This window comes from Emticicia agri, from assembly GCF_004168285.1.
Lineage (GTDB): Bacteria > Bacteroidota > Bacteroidia > Cytophagales > Spirosomataceae > Emticicia > Emticicia agri.
In genome coordinates, this window is record NZ_SEWF01000061.1 from 1 (window position 1) to 22,296 (window position 22,296).

The window sequence follows — 22,296 nt, forward strand, 5'->3', positions numbered from 1 at the left end:
AAAAAAAGTACGTTGCCAAACAATCTACGCCCTCAAAGAGGCCAAACCAGCAATAGGTTTAGGACAAATATGTAGAATGTTTGGCATAACTAGACAAGCCTATTATCAGTATTTTTGGAGAGCAAATGATTGTCTGATTGAAGAAGAGTTACTCATACAAAAGGTCAATGCCATTCGTCAGAGACAACCGATGATTGGCACAAGAAAGTTGTATGGAATGCTTCAGGCTTTTATGATTGAGCATCAGATAAAAATGGGCAGAGATGCCTTATTTGACTTATTATCTCAGCATGGACTGTTAGTAAGAAGGAGAAACAGGAAAACAAAAACCACTTTTTCCTCTCATTGGTTAAGAAAATATCCGAATTTAATTAAAGATATTGAGCCTATAAAGCCTAATCAGATTTGGGCATCGGATATTACCTATCTGGAAACAAATGAGGGTTTTGTTTATCTATCACTTATTACTGATACCTATTCAAGAAAGATAATGGGCTATCATATAGCTGATAATCTTTTAGCCATAAGTTCAGTAGAAGCATTAAAAATGGCCTTAAAGAGTTTACCTCAAAAAGTGGATAAATTAATCCATCATTCTGATAGAGGTATCCAATACTGTTCACATGAGTATGTAACCTTATTGCAGGATTATGGCCTACAAATTAGTATGACACAGAATGGCAATCCTTTAGAAAATGCAATTGCAGAAAGAGTAAACGGTATCCTTAAAGATGAGTTCTTGGCTAAAATAATTATCAAAAATCTATCGCATGCGCAAGGCTTACTAAGAGAAATAATAGAGATTTACAATAAAGAAAGACCTCATATGAGTGTTGGACTCTTGACCCCAGAGCAGGCTCACCAAATGGAAGGTAAGTTAGAAAGATATTGGAAAAATTATTATACAAATAAAGGCTGTAAACCTATGGCAGGATTATCAATTTAACTGTAAACTTATTTTAGGACGAGTCAGTCTCTACCAAATTAGACAATAACAAAGGTAAGATTGGCCTAACTACATTTTCCCTCATTCTTATCAATACCTAATTATTATTCCATTAATTTTGCTAAAAAAACCGGATATATGGAAGAGAACAATGACATGAAAAACACCAAAACCTGGCTCAAATTTACCCAGATTGGCTTACAGATGATTCTGACTATTGGTTTGGGTACATGGTTTGGTTACTGGCTTGACGGTAGAGCCGCCAACAAAACGCCTGTCTGGACACTTGTCTTGTCGCTTACCTCTATCGGAATCTCACTCTATAATGTAATCAGACAATTACCTAAACAGTAAATAGTCTCTTACTCACATTCATACCAGCATTGTATGTCAAAAACCCTTATACTTACAGGTGTACTCATAATTGTATTTTTTTTAGCTGACGCCATTGGCTTAGGTTACCTGCTACATCAACAGAAATGGGTAATTTTAAGCTTTTTTGTGGCTTATTCGTTTCTCTTCAATCGGTTGATAGAATTGGGTTTTAAAGAAAAAAGTAAAAACTTTATCCCTTTTTATCTATCCAGTGTTGCTTTACGTCTAATTCTGAGCATTATCTTTATTGCCATTGAATTATACAGGGGTTTAGCGCATCAGGAATTGTTCATTGCAAACTTTTTTGTATTATATTTATTTTACACAATCTTTGAGATTTGGAATTTAAATAGTAACTTGCGCCAAAATTCAGAAAAGTGATTATCCAGAAACGTTGATTGACCGAATAATTTAAAAATTATGTTGCGTTTACTTACAAATAAATTCTTATTAATAGCCTCATTATCAATCTTTTCTCTGACTTTTTCATTCGCACAAGAAGGGCACGAAGGTCATCATGAAGCAAAAGCAGAGGCAGCACACGACGAGGAGCATTTTGACATCGGACAAATGATTATGCACCACATTTCTGATTCGCACGAATGGGAATTTGCACATGGTGCTGTTATCCCTCTTCCGGTGATTCTCTACACGAAAGAGTATGGTTTAGAAGTGTTTTCATCAAACCGTTTTAAAGAAGGAAATGGCGTTTATAACGGATATATTAACCTGCATGAACACATTCACCGACTAAGCCCTGATGGCAAAATTGATGAGGCCGTACATGTTTTGGATTTTTCTATTACTAAAAACGTAGCCTCTCTTTTATTAAGCGCTATTATTCTGATAGTGTTGATGTCAACGGTAGCCAAAAGTTTTCAGACCAACCGTGGCAAAGCCCCAAAAGGTGTTCAGTCATTTATTGAGCCAATCATCTTCTTTATCAGAGACGAAGTAGTAAAACCAAATATTGGCCCTAAATACGCCAAATATTTACCTTATTTACTGACTTTGTTCTTCTTCATTCTCATCAACAACCTATTAGGTTTATTACCAGGTGGTGCTAACGTAACAGGTAATATTGCTATTACCATGACTCTGGCAGTAATTACTTTTATTATTACACATATCAACGCTAATAAACATTATTGGTTGCACCTGGTAAAACCTGAGGGTGTACCTGTATTGATGTTGCCGCTGATGTGGGTTGTTGAGATTGCCGGAGTATTTATGAAGCCTATGTCTTTAATGATTCGACTTTTTGCCAATATGACAGCCGGGCACATCATCATTTTAAGTTTATTAGGTTTGATTTTTATCTTTCAAAGTTGGGCTGTGGGTGGTGTAATCACCATATTCACCTTGTTTATGAATGCCATCGAGTTGTTGGTAGCGTTCCTGCAAGCCTTTATCTTTACTTTGTTATCATCCATGTATATTGGTAGTGCTATCGAAGAACACCACGAAGCAGACCACGGTCATTGATAATTGTTTTGTATTTAATGTTTCACTCATATAAATTGTTTAATCATGTCTTTATTACAAGTTCTTTTACAAGCAGGTGCTGATGCAACTCGTGGTTTCGCAGTAATGGGCGCAGCAATTGGTGCTGGTTTGGCAGCTATCGGTGCTGGTGTTGGTCTTGGCCGTATTGGTGGTAGCGCATTGGAAGGTGTAGCTCGTCAACCAGAAGCAGCTAACAAAATCCAGACTATGATGATCATCATCGCTGCCCTTGTAGAAGCCGTAGCGCTTTTTGCAGCCGTAATTTGTCTTTTGATTTCTTTCAAATTAGTTTAAGAATCAAATTAAACGACGCTGATTAAAATCCTGTACTATTCGCATTAGGCGTTAGTACAGGATTCAATCTACCAGTAAATGGCAAGCGTCAGGCAGGTGAAAATAAAACTTTGTCATAGATAATAGGTCTTTACAAATCAAATAATTAATAAAATTCTTTTAAAGATATGGAATTACTAACCCCCAGCATTGGATTAATTTTCTGGATGCTTTTGGTTTTTGGTATTTTAGTTTTTTTCTTGGCCAAGTTTGCGTGGAAGCCTATTTTGAGCGCCCTGAAAGAGCGTGAAGATTCGATTGACTCTGCCCTGAGAATGGCAGAAGAAACACGTGCAGAAATGGCAAAATTGAAAGCTGATAACGATAGAATTATCGCTGAAGCCCGTTTAGAACGTGACAAGATTATCCGTGAGGCAAAAAATGCTTCTGACAATATGCTGGCCGAAGCGAGAGAAAAAGCCGTAACAGAAGGAAATAAAATTATTGCTGACGCCCGTGAAGCGATTCAACAAGAAAAAACAGCAATGGTGGCGCAAATGAAAAAAGATGTAGCTGCTTTCTCTATTGAAATTGCAGAAAAGGTTTTACGTAAAGAGCTGACTGATAAAAAAGCTCAGGAGTCTCTCGTATCGAATCTTATTTCGGAAGCAAAGTTAAACTAATCGGTTTAATCTATCAGTTTACTTCTTACCGTTTAATAAAAAACATTAACTTTTTGCTATTTAGTTGTTAAGCTATTGCAAAATAAATGTTCCAAAATTTGTTTTTTTGATAGAGTCGGTTGTATTTTTGTATAATTATATGTTGCAACCGAGAATTTAGTTTTTTACTTAGAAAAAATGGCAGATTCAATAGTTGCATACCGATACGCTAAATCATTGTTTGATTTGGCAAACGAAAAAAATGTGGTAGATAAAGTAAACGACGATATGTTGTTGTTTAAAAAAATCTGCGACGAAAACAGACAATTTGCTGTTGTTATGAGCAATCCAATCGTTCGTCACGACAAAAAATTAGGAATATTGAAAAACATTTTTGAAAACCGTGTCAACGATGTTACTTATTCAATATTCAACGTCTTAACAAAGAAACATAGAGAGAATTTGATTTATCCGATTGCCGAAGAATTTCAAAAGCTGTATAATGAGCAAAAGGGTATCCAAAAAGCTACAATTACTACTGTTTCTCCATTGACTGATGCTCAACGTAAAGAATTTACAGCCCTGGTTGCAAAAGCTACCAAAAAAGATGTAATTTTAGAGGAGAAAATCAATGAAGACCTGATAGGAGGTTATGTGCTGAAGTTAGAGGACAGACAAGTGGACACTTCTATCAGAAAAAAATTAAATGACTTGAAATTAACATTAGCATAACTATTGCATTATGTTATAAAGAAATTAGTTTTCATGGCTATAAAGTTGAGAAATACCCCCGAGTTTCGGGGGTTTTTTCTTTATATACCTTATACCTATATTTCTATAATAATTCTGTCGATGGATTCCAGAAATGTTTGTTAAAATCGATAATCTTATCGTTCTCTACTTTTACACCTTCTGCCTCTAATCGCTCCTGCATCACATTGCCTCCAAAGTGATGTTTGCCGCTTAAAACTCCGTTGCGGTTTACTACCCTATGTGCAGGTACGTCAGGCATGCTATGGCAGGCATTCATAGCCCAGCCCACCATTCTGGCTCCTGCTTTTGTACCCAGATATTGCGCAATAGCTCCATAACTGGTTACTCTGCCCACAGGTATCAACCGAACTACCTGATAGATATCATCAAAAAGATTTTCTTGTGAAGAAGCCATTGAGTGAATGTGTGATTGAGTGATTGAGTGAATATGTGATTATTAATAGCGAATGCGTACTTAGTAGAGCAAATAAAATAAAATTGTGAAACATTGTGTAATTAGTGTACATTGTAGCAATACGTTACATTCACTCAATCACTCAATCACTCATTCACTCAATCACTCATTCACTCAATTCCCTTCCCTTCTATCTCCTTCTCTAAAGTCTCATACCATGCCTCACCATATAAGCGAGTAAGAGGTTCTTTCAGGAATTTATACACCGGAACGCCTAATTGAGCACCTAATTCGCAGGCATCGTTGCAAATTGACCAGCGGTCGTAGTTAATCGCATGAAATTTTTCGTACTTGGTAATCCGTATCGGATATAGGTGACAGGAAATTGGTTTTTTCCAGGTAATTTTGCCGTCAAGGTAGGCCTGCTCAATGCCACATTTCAGAATACCCCTATCGTCGTAGATAGCGTATGCACACTCACGGTCGTCGATGGTAGGTGTTGAAAAATCCCCCTCCCAGTCTTTAATGTACTTTCCTTGTTCCTCAATAGCCTTGATTCCGGCTTCTGACAGATACGGTTTTACCTCTTTGTATATTTCTTCCAGTATCGGCAACTCAGCCTCTTCCAAAGGCGCACCTAAGTCTCCCTCTACACAGCAGGCACCTTTGCATTTCTCTAAATTGCAAACAAAGAACTTCTCTGCCACATCATCACTGATACAAGTATTTTCGATTAATATCATTGTATATATGCCATAAAATATGCCATGCTAAGAAGCATGGCATAGTAAACTATAAAATTTCGGTATCAAAGATACATCAAATCTTTCTGATAATTAACTTCTGCCCTATTTTAACGTTGTTGTCGTTCATATTGTTCCATTCCTGAATCTGCTTCATAGCCACACTATAACGCTTCGAAATGCTGAATAAAGTTTCGCCTTTTGCTACCTGATGGGTAGCTACTTTTCCACCTGTTTCTGCCTTAGCGGCTGTGCTTGCAGAGGCCGTTGAGGTATTGCCCGATGCGCCTTTTGCTTTATTGCTCACAATCAGTTCCTGACCTACTTTTACATGCTCATTTACCGTAAAACCATTCCAGGCAGCCAAGTCTTTTACAGTTACCTTATACTGGCGTGCAATGCTATAGAGCGTCTGCCCTACATCAACTGTGTGCAAGCCTGTTTTAGGCATTGATGATGTTGTCGGGGTATTTGTAGTTTTCCTGGTTTCTGTAGTAGCAGGCGAGTTTTTAATGGTTACATTCGGGTTCACCGGAGCAGGTTTCACAGGCGTTACAGGCGTAGAATAATCAGTCTTGTCTTCGTCTTCTGTGATTACTACAATATCATCTTCTTCAGTTTCTTCTCTTGTGCTGGTAGTTTCTGTACTGGTGGTTTCTTTTACAGGCTCTTTTTTGGGCGTCCTTTTAGTAGTTCTTTCTACCACAACCGTTTCACCCGTACTCTCCATCACTTCATCCTGCGATTGCTTTTTGCCTGACTTCTGGTTGCTTGCTACGGTTTGCTCTTCATAATTTTCCATCACAGGTACTTTTTGCTGAGGTTCCTGCTCCTGTATATCCTTAGACTTTTCGATTGGCTCATTTTTCGGACGTCTCTTTTGCAAATACACAATCTGCCCTTCCTGAATCACCTGCGATGTTCTCATGCGGTTGAGTCTCAGCAAGTTTTTCAACTTTACGCCAAACATCTGCGAAATGCTCCACATGCTCTCACCTGCCTGCACCTGATGTTTTTCAACAGGCCCTTTGCGTAGCTTTCTTTGCAGGTAATATACTTGTCCTTCTTCTACAACAGATCGGTCGCTCATGTCGTTAAAAAGCAGGAAATCTTTGATTTTTAACTTTCCACCTCTTGCCAGAGAAGCCACATCATCACCCGGTTTGGCAAGAATCCCTTTCATTTCGTTGATGGTATAAAACACAGGGTCTTCTTCATTGTTCACCTGCATCGTAACTCTTTCTAACACCGGATAATCTCTGTGGTTGATTTCCTCTTTTTTGGCTTTACTACCTTTACCAGCAACTACCTCAGGCTGACGACCAATTTTCGATTGTACTTCGTCTAACCGGGTTACAGGCACCAGAATAGCCACCGAATAATCGTCGGGAATAGTAGTGGTTTGTAGCCACGAATTATGTTTTTTCAGGTCTAAAGTTTCTACCTCTACCATTGAGGCTATTTGTGCCAGGGTTTTACCTTTTCCTTTGCGGTATTCAACAAAAGCATAAGGATTTTCTCTCATACGGTTCATACGATACTCAAAAGCCACACGAGCCGCAATGGTTTTAATCAGGTAGCGGTCTGTACGGCCATCAAATTCAACTCTTGAGGCATTTGTCCATTCAGAAGGCACAATTTTACTGATACCTCCCGCGCCTAACATATAAGAATATAAGGTAGAAATCCAGTTTTTGTAAATCTGATTGTTACGCTTCAGATAGGCCGCTGCTGCTCTGGTAGAAGCATAGATGTTTTTTCTTTCGTCAATATCACTATCTACCCGCAAGCCCACTTCCTGGGCTGTACTGGCTTTCATTTGCCAGAAACCTACGGCATTAGAACTTGAGACGGCATCAGGCAGCAATGAGCTTTCAACGACTGCCAGATATTTGAAATCGTCGGGTACTTTTTCCAGTTCAAGAATACGCTCAATCACCGGAAAATACCATTGCATTCGCTGGAGTTTGTCCAGTACATATTTATTCTCCGGATACAATAAAGTAGCAATTTCTTTTTGGACAAGTTTTTGGGCATCTGCATCTAATTCTACGGTTATACCCGCAAAATCAACTTTTCGAGATACCTCGGGTAAGCTGGGCTGTTGAGCAAAAGCCACGTGCATGCTTACCAGAAAAAACGAGAAAGCGAACGTTTTTTTCATGGAATTAGGAAATTATAATGAAAGCACAATTTATTTAAAAACTTTAACCCCACATCCTAAATCCCTCCGCAGCGGCGTCCGCTCCCCAACAGTGGGGAGAGGGACTTTCCCTCCCTTCCCCATTGTTGGGGCGGCCGCCGCGCGGAAGGGTCGGGGATGGGGTATTTTATCACTTTTTCCGAACTACCATCAATCCATCACGAATGGGCAGGAGGATATTTTCTACACGGGTATCGTCCTGAATTTTCTTGTTGAAATCTCTGATGGCGATGGTATCTTTATCTTTAGCCGATGCATTACTCACTTTACCACTCCACAATACATTATCGGCTATGATAATGCCCCCTGAGCGCACTTTGTCGATAACCAAATCATAATAATGACTATAATTCAGTTTATCGGCATCTATAAAAACCATATCAAACGAATCGGCTATAATCGGGATGAGCTGCATAGCATTACCGATTCTGAAATCTATTTTATCATTCAAAGCAGATTGACTGAAGAAATCTCTCACAAAATCTTCTAATTCTTCGTTGACATCAATCGTAATGATTTTCCCGTTTTCTGTTAAACCCTCAGCCAGACATAAGGCAGAATAGCCCGTATAAGTACCAATTTCAAGAATAAGCTTTGGCTGAATCATGTGAGACAATAAAGATAGAAAACGCCCTTGCAAATGCCCCGAAAGCATCCGGGACTGTAAGACCTTGGCATGAGTTTCACGGTTCAGTTTACTCAACAGGTCATTTTCGGGCGTAGTGTGTTCTACGCAATATTGGTCAATATCGGAGGGAATAAATTCCATCAGGAAAGCATTTTTATACAAAAATAGAACAATTTTGAAAAAACCTACAACAGAGGGGTCTTTTTTTGGACTATTACCTATTAAACGGTCTTTTCAGCAAATTGTTTTTTATTAAACTTTCGGAGCTTCTAAGTTTTACCACGGAGTTGCACTGAGCGAACGTCGCCCGGTTTTGCACGGAGTTACACCGAGTAATTTCAATAAACTCCGCGCTACTCCGTGGTTAAAATTATTGCACGTTAGCTAAATGCTATTAAATCTTGTTATTTTTTGCCCTTAAACTAAAATCGGCTAATACCAGTGCAGCCATGGCCTCTACAATTGGTACAGCACGAGGCAGCACACAAGGGTCGTGGCGTCCCTTACCCGATACTGTTACTTTTTCGCCTGCATCGTCCACGCTCTCCTGGTCTTGCATAATAGTAGCCACAGGCTTGAATGCCACCCTGAAATAAATATCTTCACCGTTGGAGATACCTCCCTGAATACCGCCCGAATGGTTGGTTTTAGTATGTACTTTACCGTCTTCGCCCATATAAAACTCGTCGTTGTGTTGCGAGCCGTAGAGTTCAACGCCATCAAAACCACTGCCGTACTCAAAGCCTTTTACGGCATTGATTCCCAACATGGCTTTGCCTAATTCAGCATGAAGTTTATCAAATACAGGTTCGCCCCAACCTGCCGGAACACCTTTAATGACACATGTAATAATCCCCCCTATTGAATCGCCTTTTTTACGGGTTTCATCAATAAAATCAAACATTTGTTGGGCTACAGTTGCATCAGGGCAACGCACGGCATTATCGTCCGTTTTTGACAGGTCTAATTCCCAGTATTCTTTGCCTAATCTGATTTTGCCTACTTGTGATACATAAGCCTGAATAGTAATCTGTTGCGACGACAACATGATTTTTGCCAATGCACCTGCCGCTACACGTGCTGCTGTTTCACGGGCAGAACTTCGCCCGCCACCACGGTAATCACGTACGCCATATTTAGCCGTATAAGTATAATCGGCGTGCGATGGACGGAACTGATGGGCTATATGCCCGTAATCTTTAGAACGCTGGTCTTCGTTCGGAATCACCATGGCAATGGGTGTTCCGGTTGTTTTTCCCTCAAAAACACCCGACAATACCTGAAACTCATCTGCCTCTTTGCGTTGGGTTGTAATGCGAGATTGTCCGGGTTTACGACGGTCTAATTCATGCTGAATGTATGCTTCGTCAAAATCTACTCCTGAAGGGCAACCATCTATTACTACACCAATGGCTTTACCGTGCGATTCACCAAATGTTGAAATCTTAAAAATTGTTCCGTACGTACTACTCATGAGCGAAAAACAAAAACTTAGGTTATGTTATACTGCGGTAAAATTACGACAAAATGTTGGGGTATGAATGAGATTTTTTGGGTTTTGGTCAGAAGAGGTGTTTTCGCTTGCAAGTTTCTCACTAATCATATAAGAACAATCAGAATTTTAACACGTTAAATAAAAAATAATAGTACATCACATTTTATCTTGACAAACTTTTTAGTCTTTACCTGTGTTGCTAAACTGCCCAACAATCATCATCCATGCCTAACAGTTTCTCAACCAGAATCACCATCAACGCCTCTCCTACCAAAGTCTGGGAAACTTTAACAAACCCTGAATCTATGACCCAATGGTTGGGAGAGCCTGATATGGGGGTTGAAGTGCATACCAACTGGCAGGTCGGTTCTTCGATTGTTATAAAAGGCTTTCATCATGAAAAATTTGAGAATAAGGGTATTGTATTGGCTTTTGACCAAGCAAAGAAATTAAGCTATTCTCAGTTAGATTCCATATCCAAACTACCCGATATACCTGAAAATTATTCAATTCTTACTTTTACCTTAGTACCTGTGGGTAATGAAACAATCCTGGCATTAAACATAGAAAATTTTCCTACCGAGAGTATCCGTAAGCATCTGGAATTTTATTGGCCGACAACGCTGGTGCTGATACGGAATTTAGTAGAGGTGTAATGCATGTTGTTGGCCTTAGAGATATGGCAATATGGATAGGCATAAAGATTTGTATATTTTATTGGTAGAGACGACATGCTTGACGTCTTCAAGGGACTATCCAATCTATTGAATGTATTTTTGGTGGGAGTTTTTCAAACCCAAAAGAGAAATACTTGGTATAGATAGTCCTTTGGAGACACCAGGCATGTCGTCTCTACGATTCTATGCTTACGAAAATTTATGGCTTTTGTTGTCATATCTCTACAAACACAAAAACAACCTTTCTAACAAAACATTTTCCCCCTCATTTTCGTTTAATATTACACTGATATTAAGAAAATATTAAATTTTCTCATTTCTCCACACACTATAAAAAAAACGGGTATTTATCCGCTGAATCTCACACGGGGACATAAAAAAAACCGACTCAAAGCGGCCGGTTTTTGTCTCAATAAACTAAACTAAACTGTATAAAATCTTTATTCGTTTAATAAACGGTTATATTTTCTTGTCAAAATCCCATTAAAACAGGTTGCACTGGGTTCATTTTAACATCTTAAGTTCGTTTTTGCTGTGGCAAAGTAAATAAGTTTATACCATATAATCCAAATACACCCTCGCAACTTGTCCTCTTCTGTCCTGTTTTTGGCACACAATGCTACATCCACTGAGTCTCTACTCAGGTAGTTTTTCAAACCAAGCCTTAGTGGAGTAGTATGAACTATTCCTATCTCTATTAGAGATAATATGTCTGGGAAAGCTCCCCAAAAGTACCGAGGGTAACACATCAGCCGGACGACTGAAAGTAAACGAGGTAGTAAGCGTTTGTCTATACGTGTGTGTGATTTCAGCACTATACGTTAATAACAACGTATTTTCCTTCTTATATGTTGCAGGGTGAACAAAAAAATTACAAGAATTTAATCGAACATTCATCTGAAGTGTATGACCTGTAGAATCTGTATGTACTTCAGCTATTGTACTCCCTTTAGATGGGTACTCATAGCGAGGCATGGCCATAGCTGGGCAATAGAAAGTAAATAGCTTTTTCATAGAATGTTTTTCATAATCGATAAGACAAAAATACTAATCTACCGATTTTGTATACTACCCCAATTTGGGGGATTATGATGAATGGTAAGTGATGGATTTGTTAAAATTTGTTAAAAAACTCTCTCAGCTTTACCCATCAGGCAAAAAAAATCCTATCTCAACCGGATAGGATTTTAAACTAACAAACTGTATGTAAGCCTCAAAATAGAGGGATTATCCGTTGGTCTGAATCCTGCGGTTTTCTTCTTCCAGTCCTCCGTTTCTTCTGCGTGCAGGTGCTACTGTAGATTTACCAAAACGATAGTTGAAGGCAACAGACACTACCCGGCTGTCAAGACGACGGCGGAGGGTCATGTCCATGTTCTGGTATCTGACAATCATGTTGTTTCTCTGGGTCAGGAATGGGTCGCTTACGCTTACTTTCAGCGTGCCTTTGCGTTGCCAGAGTTGTCTTTGTAAGCCTAAAGCGATTTGTGCCTGAGAAAGTATCTTAAATGTGCCAAATAAAAATGGCGACTGATAATACCCTGTCAGTTCGGCATTCCAGTTTTTACCAATAGTAAAGGTATTGGTGGCATTAAAAAAGAAAGTAGTTAATTGCTGATTAAACTCTCCGTTCAGGAATTTCCCCCAATAACGGTTATGGTAATTTTCGAAATACAGGTTACCATTCCACCATTGGGTATATTTTACCGGAAACGAGATATTGTAACCGATGGTCTCCAGGTTATTGAGGTTTTGTTGTGATTGCGCAGCTACTTTGGTAACATCGTTCTGAATCAGCACCGTTGAGATAATATCTCTCGTACGGCTGTGATAAAACGTAATATTGTATTGCTGCTTGAAAGTATAGGCCAGTTCTGAATTAAAAGTAAACTGGGGTTGCAATTGCGGGTTTCCCTCCCGATAGACATAGATGTCGAGAAAAAACTTGAAAGGGTTTAAATCCTGATAGTTGGGGCGTTGAATACGCCTGCCTACATTCAGGCTCAATTCATGGTTTTTGTTAATTTCCTGACGGATGAATACGGTCGGAAACAACTGGAAATATTTGCGGCTAAAAGTTGCATTGGTTGATAACTGGTGGCCCTCGGCAATGGTCTGCTCTCCACGTAAACCTAACTGCACCCCGGTTTTCTTGAATTTGGTATTAAAGTTTATATACCCGGCATTGATGTTCTCATGGTATATAAAATGATTGGTACGGGTTATATCTACCACTTCTACCCCATCTTGTATGAGATAATATTGTGCGTTACCATCGTTGCTCACAAAACTGCTTTTGGCTCCTATCTCAAATCGGCTATCCTTTCCTAACGGGTGTACATAGTCAATCTTAATCGTTTTAATGTCAATATCAGACGGTAAATCTCCTCTCAGAATATAAGGCGATGGTAGCGTCTGTCCGGGCATGTAGGTGGTTTCGGTAGTAGAATTCTGTAATATCCGCTGATTATAACTGGCATAATCAAGGTCGGCGGTCAGTTCTTTACCGGTGCTGTCAAAAGTATGTTTCAGGTTCAGATTCAGCGTATAGTTCCGCCAACGGTCACGGTTCGAATTATTGGTTACATTACTGCTTGTGATAACTCCGTTGGGGTCTTTGAAATCGCTTGGGGTGCTGGCTTTTACTAAAATATTATTCAATACGCCATTGATATTGGCACCAATGGTGGTTTTGCGGCTCAAAAAATAATCTACGCCTATTTTCAGATTCTGCGAACTGAAATGAGGCACCTGGGTTGGTCGCTGGGTTAATGTAGAAACACTTCCATCACCTGCAACAAACTTCCGGTTAAGTACCGTTCTGTTTTCTCCCGCACGGTTTACCTGTGTAAGGTTGCCGAACAGGTTCCATTTTTTATCACGGTAGTTCAGGTTCAACCCTGCATTCTGCTTGAAACGCAAGCCTTGCCCGGCACTCAGGTTAAAACTCCCGTTCATGCCCAGTTTATTATCACGTTTCATGCGGATATTAATAATGCCTGCATTACCTGTAGCATCATATTTAGCCGATGGATTGGTAATGAGTTCTATTTTCTCAATCTGGCTGGCGGCCATTCCCCGGAGCATATTCGCTAAATCGGTAGTTGACAGATTAGTGGGTTTGCCATCTATTAATATCAGCACTCCCTGTTTACCTTTCAGCGATACGTTGCCATCGGCGTCAACAGTTACACCGGGTGCTTTTTCTAATACCTCAATGACACTGTTTCCGGCCGAGGTAATACTGTTTTCAACATTGAGCACAATTTTGTCTATCTCACGCTCAATAAAAGGCTTGCTTGAACGCACTGTTACTTCACCCAATGCTTTGGCATCAGTCATTAATTCAATAGCCGAAAGTCTGACAGATTTATTAGCGGTGTTGAGGTCAAAAACCGGAGATTTGAATTTCTGATAACCCACCTGAGAAACCCTGACGAAATAGCGCCCTTCACAAATGTTCTCAAAACCAAAATTGCCTTGCTGGTCTGTGATAGCTGCTTTAACAAGGGTAGAATCTTTTTCACGATGAAGCGTTACGTTGGCAAATTCAACCAGTTTTTTTGCATCATCGTTAATCTGCCCTTCTACTTTGCCAGCAAGGGTCTGGGCATACAGGGGCATAGTCATACAAATCAGGTAAGCTGTCAATAGCTTTTTCATAATAATGCTTTTTCATATTCGGTAAGGCAAAAATAGAAAGCTATCGCCTGATTAAATTACCCCATTTTGGGGGATTTAAAAACCCCTACCCCCTAAAGGGGAATGAAAATAAAAAAAGACACCCCTAACCCCTGAAGGGGGATTAATAATACAAAGTCGCAGTTTTGTATGTAAAAAGCCTTTCAAATTGGAATTTGAAAGGCTTTTTACACTTATACAATAACAGAAAAACAGTCTGCGACTCTGTTCTTAGTTCCCCTTTAGGGACGGTCCGCCGCGCGGTTAGGGGTTTTGTTTTCATTCCCCTTCAGGGGCTAGGGGCGTATCTCCTTTAATAGTTCATCTACTGCCGCTTTTAACTGGTCGTCGGTGCCTTTGGCTAACCAGTCGGGTTGGTTTTCAACAATAATATCGGGTACGGCGGCGCCTAACTCCTGGTTTTTGTCGGTAGCTTTGGTAAACCAGCCACGACCCGGTAAACGAACAAATGAGCCATCCATCAAGCCTTTTCCTCCGGTCGAAATCACCGAACCATTGGTGGGTACACCTACTAATTTACCTACACCCAAAGTTTTATAGGCATGAGAGAAAATCTCGGCATTAGAATAACTCCCTTCATTACACAACGCAATCGATGGTTTTGTCCATGCCGCATATACCAGCCGTTCACCAATCGGATAGTAGCTTTTGAATTTCAGTTTATCTTTTTCCAAATCTTCGCTTGCCCCTCTCGGAATCGTATAAGCATGTTGTTTATAATTCAGAATCGTCATCAGATAATCAGTAGTTGAGCCACCACCATTGTAACGTACATCAATTACCAGTCCTTCTTTACCAAAGCCTGCGGCAGTAAATTCTCTTTCAACCACCTCAAAACTTGGGAAATCCATGCTCTTGATGTGAATATATCCCAAACGACCATTAGAATATTTATCGACTAACTTTTTACGATTTTCCACCCATTCTTCATACAAACTATTGGTAATACTCGCCGTCAGACGAATCACCACCTCTCTTGATTTACCATCTGCTCCACGCACATTTAGCAATACCCTTTCATTTACCAGCCCATTCAGTAAATCATAGAAATTATCGTTATCACTTACTGTCTGCCCATTCACTGCTGTAATCACGTCCCCCTCATTCAATTTACTTTTTTCTTTGTCAGCAGGCGTACCCGGCACTATATGCGTGATTTTCACCCCGCCACTCACAGGTACTATTTCTGTTCCCAGAAGTCCGGTTGTCTCTTTTTGTGTTTCTATGCGGTCGGTTACAGTCATGCCCATGTGGCTTGAGTTCAGTTCACCTAACATGAGGTTAAACATATCTCTGAAATCATTGCTCGTACTGGCATTGATACAACGCTCTTTATACTTGTCATGTAGTTTCACCCAGTCATAGCCATGAAACTTAGGGTCGTAGAAGCCATCACGAATGGCCCGCCAGGCTTCTTCAAATACCTGTGTGCGCTCGGCGTTATAGTCAATTTTCATTTTAGCCGTGTAGGGAAGGGTTTCGGTGGCGTTCGATTTCATATCAATTCTGCCCAATGCGCCCATTTTTGTATAATACAGATACTTACCGTCTCTATCCATCGTTACATTGGCCGGATTTGCCCCTCCTTTTGTAATCTCTTTCAGGTCTTTCCCGTCCCATTTAATGCTATACAAATCACGTCCTTTGGCTGTACTGGTTGAGGTAGTATAATAGAAAGTCTCACCGTCTTTTGAAATAACCAAATCGCTTTCATCACCCGGGAAACTGGTTACCTGCACAATGCGCTCATGGATTTTATCAAAATCGATTTTAACAGGTTTCGGTGTTTTTTTTTCGCTTCCTTTGGCCGCAGTAGCAGGTTCGGGCGCAGGCGTATCTCTTTCCTGCCAGTCTTGCGTTTCTTTTTCCCAGTCTTCTTTTTTCAGCCATACAAACCATACATCATTACTACGACCCGTGCTACGACCCGACACAAAACCGAGTTTCGACCCGTCAGCACTCCAGAACGGACGCCCGTCTGTACGTGGGTGCATAGATACATTCACAGGCTTGCCCGAATTATCGGCCGCCTGAATAAAAATCTCCTGATTAAAATACAAATCACTTACGGCATAAGCCAGCCATTTGCTATCAGGACTCCAGGCTATGCCATTGGGGCCGTCCCAGCTATCGTTCAGTATTTTTTCGTTCGATAATTTGCCGTCAGCACTAATATCTGCTACTACAAAAGTGCCTCTGCCACGCACATAGGCTATTTTCTTATTATCAGGCGATACCACCAGATTAGTTTCATCGCCTGCTGTTTTAGTAACCTGTATCAAACCATGTTTCATTGATTTGAACACGTTGCGCTGGGTGGTATCAATAGAGCGCATCATATAAATATCAAAATTACCATTGGCTCTGTCGCTCGTAAATAACAAAGTCGAATCATTGAGCCAGGTAGGTTCTATATCTCTGTATGAATGCTCTGATACGTTAATGCTTCTTGCTTTTTCCTTATCGGCTTCTTTCAGAAATATCTCTCCTCTGATTGAAAAAGCGATTAGTTTGCCATTAGGCGAAACCGCATAACCATTGGCACCGGTATTTAATGTTTTCTGCTCGGTAGCGTCCAGACGGTCATCAGCACTGATTACCACATTCAACTTCTGAGCCGAGCCTTTGTCGGTTTTCAGGGTATAAAGATTCATATCTTTCTCAAACACAATCGCATTCCCGTCAGCCGATACGCTGAATGCACGAATAGATTCATCTTTATAATTCGTCAGTTTTTCCGGTGTTCCTGTAGCTTTTCCATTAGCATCTAATTTCAGGCGATAAATATTATACGTTCCCGACTCACTGCTCAGGAAATACAAAGTATTATTAGCCCCCCATTGCGGAAAAACATCGTTGGTCTCAAAACCCGGCAATTGCTGATAGGTTTTGTTTTTGGTATCATAAATCCAGAGGTCACGGTCTGAGCTTCCCTTGTAGGCTTGTCTGGCTACAGGGTTAATATCTCCTCGTACAAAGGCTAAGAAACGACCGTCAGGCGATAGAACAGGGTCGAAACCCACGGCATCTAAAATTCTTGATTCTGTACCCCCTTTTGGATTAATGGCATATACCTCATTAGGGCGTTCGATTTGTCGGAACTCACGGTTAGTTGAGAATAAAATTTTATCCGGCTGTGTCCAGCTTGAAATGTTATCAGCACCTGAGTGGTAAGTCAGGCGTTTAGGCATACTCCCCTCTGCCGACATCACAAAAATGTCATTATTCCCGAATCTTGCCCCGGAAAAAGCAATCTGCTTGCCATCAGGACTAAATACAGGGTTTGACTCATAGGCATCATGAATTGTGAGACGGGTAGCTTTACCACCTGAACCCGGTACAGTCCAGATGTCGCCCTGAAACGAAAAGGCTACCAAAGAGCCATCTTTATTAATGGCAGGCTGGCGAAGCAACAAAGCATTTTGTGCTTGCAGGCAGAAAACCGTTAAAAAGGTAATTGTTGAGGTTAAAAGTGCTTTTTTCATTAGTAGATTATAGCTTGTTGATTGACCCCCAAATTTATAACAAAATCAGATTTAACACCTGTAAATCAGATGATTGAGGTATAAGTGGAGATAAAACAACAAAGATATAGTTAAAAATCAGCCGAGGAATAGCTCATTCTGGGGGATTTAGGGAATAAAAAAGCAGAATGCCCTATACATCCTGCTTTCTATAGAATCTGAAATATTTAACTAAGTAATTCTGCAATCGTCTTCATAGGCAAAAACATTTTGCCTGAAGTTGGTAACAAAATAAAACCATACCGAGCATAAAAGCCTTTGGCAATTTCGTCAATAGGATCAACAACTACCGCCAAAGTGCCTAAACTTTCTGCAATTCCAAGGCTTCTTTTTAAAGCATCAATTATCAATATCTGTCCATATCCCCGGCCTTTCAAAGAATTATCAATGGCTAATCTACCCAATAGTATTGTGGGTAAATCTTGATAACTTGGCGGCCATTTCTTTTGTAAAGTTTCAGGAAAATCTTCTTTTCTAACTGAATTTGCCGAAAGTGTATAATAACCTATTACAGCATCAATCTCATCGACAAGTACAAAACAAGCCGATAAATCTCTGCTTACGTCCTGTTTAGCTTGTCTTTTTATATAATCATCTAAAAGGCTCTGACCACAATTAAAATTACTTTTATTGTACTTTTTTTCGAGTAATTCAATTTTCAATGCCATTGGCTTCAATAAATTTTTTGTAATTTAATTGAGCTTTTTTCAGGCTATCATTCGGAGATGCCGGATTGAGGATAGCTTCTAAGAAAACTTTCTTATCCTCAATACTCCTTAGAATTTGATTTTTCTCGTTAATAATACTATTTGCTTCTTTATTAGCACAAAAAATAATAAACTCAGATAAACTCTTAAATCCGCTTAAATCTGAGGCATATTTAATCAGTTCTTTTTGCTCTTTGCTAATCCGTACGTCTATTCTGTCATTAATTGAATTGCTCATACTTTTATTTAAACTATAATACACAAATGTACGTTTTATTTCCGTACAAAATCTATCTATTAGTTTAAATATTTGTTAGATTTTGCGAACGCAGATACTATCATAAAAAAATTGCCACAACAAAATTGCGGCAATTCCCCCTCGTTCGGCTGAATATTTATTCAGTCGCTGTGTCAGTCGTTCTTAGAACGGTAGTTTCATACTTCAATAACCTTTCTCTGATTTCTTGGAGTTGAGTTTCATTTAACTCATTCCCATAGTATTCTTTTATAAGCTCATATTTTAAAATAGCATCAGACACATCATTTCCTAAGCGTCTTTTTATTCGTTTAATAGTCATTTGGCGAACAAATGACATCATGCCATCAAATATCTCAAATCGTTCACGAACAGTTTTCGCACGATTAATTTCAAATTGTTTTTGGGCTATAAAATCAGGTGTGTCTGTCATAGAATGAGTAGATTAGTTACCAAGTAGTATCACAAATTTATCAATTGTATTACCATCTTACAACATCAACCGGGCATTCCTCACATTCGGCTGAATATTCATTCAGTCGCAGTGTCAGCCGTTCTTAGAACGGCAGTTTCATACTTCAAACTACAAAATCTAAATATTCAATTTAGATTTTCTTTGATTTCAGAAACAAGAAACAATTGTTCAAATTTTACAACATCAACCGGGCACTCCCATGTCTCATTTAAGTACATAGTGGCAAAAAAAATTGCCACAGGTTTGTGGCAATTATATCAAACAACAGGCTTATTCGCTAAGGCACGATTTGAAAAATCGTGATACAACAAAGCTATCACCCTCCCTTAATCCGATTCAACTCATCTTCTGAACCGCCTCTGCGGTTACGGGCTGCCTTGATTTCGTTGCTGCCAAAACGGTAATTGAAGTTGATTCTCAATTGTTGAGATTCCCATTTGAAACGCAGATTGGTATAAACTCCGGCGTATTCTGAATAATACCCTCCTCTACCCGTATGCAACACGTCTGTAAAACTCACTTTCAGGGTAGCGTTTTCTTTCCAGAATTTTTTCTGTACCCCTGCATCCATTGTACCCATGGCAAAGTTATAATCAATCCGGCGGTACGGTGAATTATACCAGCCCGATAACTCGATTGTCCAGTTATTTTTCAGTTTAAAGGTACTTTGCGCATTCGCATTGGCAGCAATTGTACTATTATTGATTACCAGATTGTTTTCAAATTTACCTTTCCATACATTGGCATATCCGCTGATGTTTACATAAATATTCCACCATTTGGTAATGTCAGTAGCCAGACTCATATCCAGACTGAATCCCTGGCTATAATCAAGGTTACGGGCTATAAAATACGTACGGCTCTGGTCGTAAGGAAGTCTTAAACCTACCACAGGGAATCTGGTACGCCAGTAGCCTAATGAGGTTGTCAGTTTACCTTTATATATATGCGTCAGCTTGAAATTATTGGCATATTCAGGGCGTAGGAAAGGGTTTCCTTTTGAATACACTAATTCATCAATCCGGTATTCAAACGGATTCAGGTTCTGATAACTGGGTCGGTTGATGCGGCGGCTGTAATTCAGGTTCAGGTTATGGTTCTCCGACAATTTGTATGAAATAGCTCCACTCGGAAAAAGATTGATATAACTCGTATCTACCTTATCTAAATCATTCTGCTTATAGCTTGTCAGTTGACCCAATGATTTGGTACGTTCTGCTCTCAGACCTACTTGCAAATCCCATTTTTTATTCAACGATTTATTAAAATTGGCATAAGCCGCATATACCCGTTCGGTATAAACAAAGTTGTTGCTTCTTTCCAAATCACGCACTTCAACATCATTCAATACATTAAAGAAATCGAATGTATTATCAGATTTTACATCGGATAGCTTAATGCCGTAGCTTAGTTTTCCTTTCATCAAAGGCTGTTCGTAGTCTATCTTAAACGATTTTATGCTGATATCCGTAGGCGTTTTACTCACAAAATTCCGGCTGAATGAAGGTCTGTCAGAATTTGGAAACTCATACGTATTAGGCTGATAGCTGATACCTCTTGACGTGAAAATACCATAATCGGCATCTATATTCAGTTCATGGCCTGTGGTATCGGCATATCGGTAATTCAGGTTAACATTCAGGTTTTTGTTTTTTTCAGGGTTCGAGGTACGTGAATTCAGAATAGCCGAATCAGGTCGGGCACTGTATCTGTCGCCAATCAGGGTCTGGCTTTCGCCGCCACCGTTGTGGTCGCTGGCACGGCCATTGGCACTGATACCAATCGTATGCCGGGCATTGATAAAATAATCCATCCCGATTTTGGCATTGTGTGAAGTATCACGGTAGATACCACGCCAGGTTTTGTTGTACGCAATATTGTTTAATATCTGGTCGTCGAGGGTGCGGTTATGCCATGCCCCCTGGTTATAGCTGTAATTGCCGAAAACATTGATTTTCTTGTCTCTGTGATTAAGATTGATAGAACCATTAAACTTAGGCGTAATACCAATATTTGACCCTAAATTAACATTCCCGTTTGTGCCGATTTTCTTATTTTTCTTCAGTCTGATATTGATAATGCCCAAATCGCCTGCGGCATCGTATTTGGCCGATGGGTTGGTGATAACCTCAATGGCTTCAATGTCAGACGAATTCATGCTTTTCAGGGTTGAAGCAAGGTCTTTGCCACTCATGGGCGACGGACGGCCATCAATCAGGATTCTTACGCCAGCTTTGCCTTTTACCAGTATGTTTTCGTCTTTGTCCACCTGTACACCCGGCGATTTTTGCAACAATTCGAGGGCATTGGTACCTGTGGCATTAATACTGCTCTCTACGTTAAATACAATTTTGTCGTTCTGTACTTCTATCAGTGGTTTAGCGGCTACTACCTTTACCTCATTCAGTTGTTTAGCATCTGAGAGGACGGTAAAAGGCTGAAATTCGAGGTCTTTATCGACCACTTCAAAAGCCGGAGAATTGAAAGGACTGAAACCTACGGCTGTAACTTTGATAAAATACCTGCCTGTAATCAGGTTATTGATTTTAAAACTGCCGTTTTCGTCGGCAATATCAGCCTTGGCAAGTGAGGAATCTTTGGCGGCATGTACGGCAATGGTGGCAAACGAAACCACCTCGTTCTGCTGGTTTTTTACCTGACCTTTTACAGAAAAAGTTTGGGCATGCAACAAGTGTGACAGGCTCGTGAAGAGTAATACGAGTAACAGATTTTTCATGATAATTTTTATAGCTTTTCAATAATTTTGTCAATGGCAACAGGAACTATCCTTATTGCTTATAAAAGTGCAGTTTGCTGGCAAAGATAGGCATTAAAACTCTGTGGCTAATCACCCAATTTGCGCTGGAAAACTCAACTACGAAATATTTCGTAGCAAATATATTACTACCTGTTTAATCTTCCAAAATTTATTACGAAAATTTTCGTAGGCGGTAAA

19 protein-coding genes are annotated in these 22,296 nt (G+C 39.8%); 7 read left to right on the top strand and 12 right to left on the bottom strand.

Annotated features, from left to right (window positions below):
• The 6 genes from EWM59_RS24245 to atpH form a co-directional block, all read left to right on the top strand.
• Positions 1–946 (top strand): IS3 family transposase (locus EWM59_RS24245; protein ID WP_130022633.1); only part of this gene is annotated, 946 nt, incomplete at its 5' end.
• A gap of 138 nt (positions 947–1,084) precedes the next feature.
• A complete protein-coding gene (locus tag EWM59_RS24250; RefSeq protein WP_130023836.1) occupies positions 1,085–1,300 on the top strand; it encodes an AtpZ/AtpI family protein in 216 nt (71 codons plus the stop codon).
• A 441-nt stretch (positions 1,301–1,741) separates the two neighbouring features.
• Positions 1,742–2,806 (top strand): F0F1 ATP synthase subunit A, encoded by a 1,065-nt coding sequence (atpB, locus tag EWM59_RS24260; protein WP_130023838.1) that lies wholly within the window; start codon positions 1,742–1,744, stop codon positions 2,804–2,806.
• 45 nt (positions 2,807–2,851) lie between these two features.
• Positions 2,852–3,121 (top strand): F0F1 ATP synthase subunit C, encoded by a 270-nt coding sequence (gene atpE / locus EWM59_RS24265; RefSeq protein ID WP_116980791.1) that lies wholly within the window; start codon positions 2,852–2,854, stop codon positions 3,119–3,121.
• Between the two features lie 167 nt (positions 3,122–3,288).
• On the top strand, positions 3,289–3,783 hold the full coding sequence (locus tag EWM59_RS24270) for a F0F1 ATP synthase subunit B (protein ID WP_130023839.1): 495 nt from the start codon (positions 3,289–3,291) through the stop codon (positions 3,781–3,783).
• Between the two features lie 177 nt (positions 3,784–3,960).
• Positions 3,961–4,494, top strand: coding sequence for an ATP synthase F1 subunit delta (gene atpH, locus EWM59_RS24275; protein ID WP_130023840.1), 534 nt, complete (start codon positions 3,961–3,963; stop codon positions 4,492–4,494).
• A gap of 103 nt (positions 4,495–4,597) precedes the next feature.
• Here the strand turns inward: atpH and EWM59_RS24280 are convergent, their stop codons facing one another.
• The 5 genes from EWM59_RS24280 to aroC form a co-directional block, all read right to left on the bottom strand.
• Complete coding sequence (locus tag EWM59_RS24280; protein WP_130023841.1) at positions 4,598–4,930, bottom strand: MGMT family protein; 333 nt, start codon at positions 4,928–4,930, stop codon at positions 4,598–4,600.
• A gap of 170 nt (positions 4,931–5,100) precedes the next feature.
• Positions 5,101–5,673: a DUF3109 family protein gene (locus tag EWM59_RS24285; RefSeq protein ID WP_130023842.1), complete on the bottom strand. Its 573-nt coding sequence runs from the start codon at positions 5,671–5,673 to the stop codon at positions 5,101–5,103.
• A gap of 76 nt (positions 5,674–5,749) precedes the next feature.
• Positions 5,750–7,837: a LysM peptidoglycan-binding domain-containing protein gene (locus EWM59_RS24290; protein ID WP_130023843.1), complete on the bottom strand. Its 2,088-nt coding sequence runs from the start codon at positions 7,835–7,837 to the stop codon at positions 5,750–5,752.
• A 169-nt stretch (positions 7,838–8,006) separates the two neighbouring features.
• Positions 8,007–8,645, bottom strand: coding sequence for an O-methyltransferase (locus EWM59_RS24295; RefSeq protein WP_130023844.1), 639 nt, complete (start codon positions 8,643–8,645; stop codon positions 8,007–8,009).
• A 253-nt stretch (positions 8,646–8,898) separates the two neighbouring features.
• Positions 8,899–9,978 (bottom strand): chorismate synthase, encoded by a 1,080-nt coding sequence (gene aroC / locus EWM59_RS24300; RefSeq protein WP_130023845.1) that lies wholly within the window; start codon positions 9,976–9,978, stop codon positions 8,899–8,901.
• Between the two features lie 245 nt (positions 9,979–10,223).
• On the opposite strand from aroC, the gene EWM59_RS24305 reads away from it, so the two are divergent.
• Positions 10,224–10,655, top strand: coding sequence for an SRPBCC family protein (locus EWM59_RS24305; protein ID WP_130023846.1), 432 nt, complete (start codon positions 10,224–10,226; stop codon positions 10,653–10,655).
• Between the two features lie 657 nt (positions 10,656–11,312).
• On the opposite strand, the gene EWM59_RS24310 is transcribed toward EWM59_RS24305, so the two are convergent.
• From EWM59_RS24310 to EWM59_RS24340, 7 genes are all read right to left on the bottom strand, one after another.
• Positions 11,313–11,690, bottom strand: coding sequence for a hypothetical protein (locus tag EWM59_RS24310; protein ID WP_130023847.1), 378 nt, complete (start codon positions 11,688–11,690; stop codon positions 11,313–11,315).
• A gap of 213 nt (positions 11,691–11,903) precedes the next feature.
• On the bottom strand, positions 11,904–14,339 hold the full coding sequence (locus EWM59_RS24315; protein WP_130023848.1) for a TonB-dependent receptor: 2,436 nt from the start codon (positions 14,337–14,339) through the stop codon (positions 11,904–11,906).
• 314 nt (positions 14,340–14,653) lie between these two features.
• Positions 14,654–17,863, bottom strand: coding sequence for a S41 family peptidase (locus EWM59_RS24320; RefSeq protein WP_130023849.1), 3,210 nt, complete (start codon positions 17,861–17,863; stop codon positions 14,654–14,656).
• A gap of 206 nt (positions 17,864–18,069) precedes the next feature.
• Positions 18,070–18,570, bottom strand: coding sequence for a GNAT family N-acetyltransferase (locus tag EWM59_RS24325; RefSeq protein ID WP_130023850.1), 501 nt, complete (start codon positions 18,568–18,570; stop codon positions 18,070–18,072).
• Positions 18,554–18,847 carry a type II toxin-antitoxin system TacA family antitoxin gene (locus EWM59_RS24330; protein WP_130023851.1) on the bottom strand — a complete coding sequence of 98 codons (294 nt, stop codon included), beginning with the start codon at positions 18,845–18,847 and terminating at the stop codon, positions 18,554–18,556. The genes EWM59_RS24325 and EWM59_RS24330 overlap by 17 nt, the downstream gene beginning before the upstream one ends.
• A gap of 157 nt (positions 18,848–19,004) precedes the next feature.
• A complete protein-coding gene (locus EWM59_RS24335; protein ID WP_130023852.1) occupies positions 19,005–19,298 on the bottom strand; it encodes a hypothetical protein in 294 nt (97 codons plus the stop codon).
• 358 nt (positions 19,299–19,656) lie between these two features.
• Complete coding sequence (locus tag EWM59_RS24340) at positions 19,657–22,077, bottom strand: TonB-dependent receptor domain-containing protein (protein ID WP_130023853.1); 2,421 nt, start codon at positions 22,075–22,077, stop codon at positions 19,657–19,659.
• Positions 22,078–22,296 lie beyond the last annotated feature (219 nt).

What these genes read in the sequence shown, in the direction of transcription:
- EWM59_RS24250 (WP_130023836.1), top strand. Translation starts at nt 1,085, where the DNA reads ATGGAAGAGAACAATGACATGAAAAACACCAAAACCTGGCTCAAATTT.
- atpB (WP_130023838.1), top strand. Translation starts at nt 1,742, where the DNA reads ATGTTGCGTTTACTTACAAATAAATTCTTATTAATAGCCTCATTATCA.
- atpE (WP_116980791.1), top strand. Translation starts at nt 2,852, where the DNA reads ATGTCTTTATTACAAGTTCTTTTACAAGCAGGTGCTGATGCAACTCGT.
- EWM59_RS24270 (WP_130023839.1), top strand. Translation starts at nt 3,289, where the DNA reads ATGGAATTACTAACCCCCAGCATTGGATTAATTTTCTGGATGCTTTTG.
- atpH (WP_130023840.1), top strand. Translation starts at nt 3,961, where the DNA reads ATGGCAGATTCAATAGTTGCATACCGATACGCTAAATCATTGTTTGAT.
- EWM59_RS24280 (WP_130023841.1), bottom strand. Translation starts at nt 4,930, where the DNA reads ATGGCTTCTTCACAAGAAAATCTTTTTGATGATATCTATCAGGTAGTT.
- EWM59_RS24285 (WP_130023842.1), bottom strand. Translation starts at nt 5,673, where the DNA reads ATGATATTAATCGAAAATACTTGTATCAGTGATGATGTGGCAGAGAAG.
- EWM59_RS24290 (WP_130023843.1), bottom strand. Translation starts at nt 7,837, where the DNA reads ATGAAAAAAACGTTCGCTTTCTCGTTTTTTCTGGTAAGCATGCACGTG.
- EWM59_RS24295 (WP_130023844.1), bottom strand. Translation starts at nt 8,645, where the DNA reads ATGGAATTTATTCCCTCCGATATTGACCAATATTGCGTAGAACACACT.
- aroC (WP_130023845.1), bottom strand. Translation starts at nt 9,978, where the DNA reads ATGAGTAGTACGTACGGAACAATTTTTAAGATTTCAACATTTGGTGAA.
- EWM59_RS24305 (WP_130023846.1), top strand. Translation starts at nt 10,224, where the DNA reads ATGCCTAACAGTTTCTCAACCAGAATCACCATCAACGCCTCTCCTACC.
- EWM59_RS24310 (WP_130023847.1), bottom strand. Translation starts at nt 11,690, where the DNA reads ATGAAAAAGCTATTTACTTTCTATTGCCCAGCTATGGCCATGCCTCGC.
- EWM59_RS24315 (WP_130023848.1), bottom strand. Translation starts at nt 14,339, where the DNA reads ATGAAAAAGCTATTGACAGCTTACCTGATTTGTATGACTATGCCCCTG.
- EWM59_RS24320 (WP_130023849.1), bottom strand. Translation starts at nt 17,863, where the DNA reads ATGAAAAAAGCACTTTTAACCTCAACAATTACCTTTTTAACGGTTTTC.
- EWM59_RS24325 (WP_130023850.1), bottom strand. Translation starts at nt 18,570, where the DNA reads ATGGCATTGAAAATTGAATTACTCGAAAAAAAGTACAATAAAAGTAAT.
- EWM59_RS24330 (WP_130023851.1), bottom strand. Translation starts at nt 18,847, where the DNA reads ATGAGCAATTCAATTAATGACAGAATAGACGTACGGATTAGCAAAGAG.
- EWM59_RS24335 (WP_130023852.1), bottom strand. Translation starts at nt 19,298, where the DNA reads ATGACAGACACACCTGATTTTATAGCCCAAAAACAATTTGAAATTAAT.
- EWM59_RS24340 (WP_130023853.1), bottom strand. Translation starts at nt 22,077, where the DNA reads ATGAAAAATCTGTTACTCGTATTACTCTTCACGAGCCTGTCACACTTG.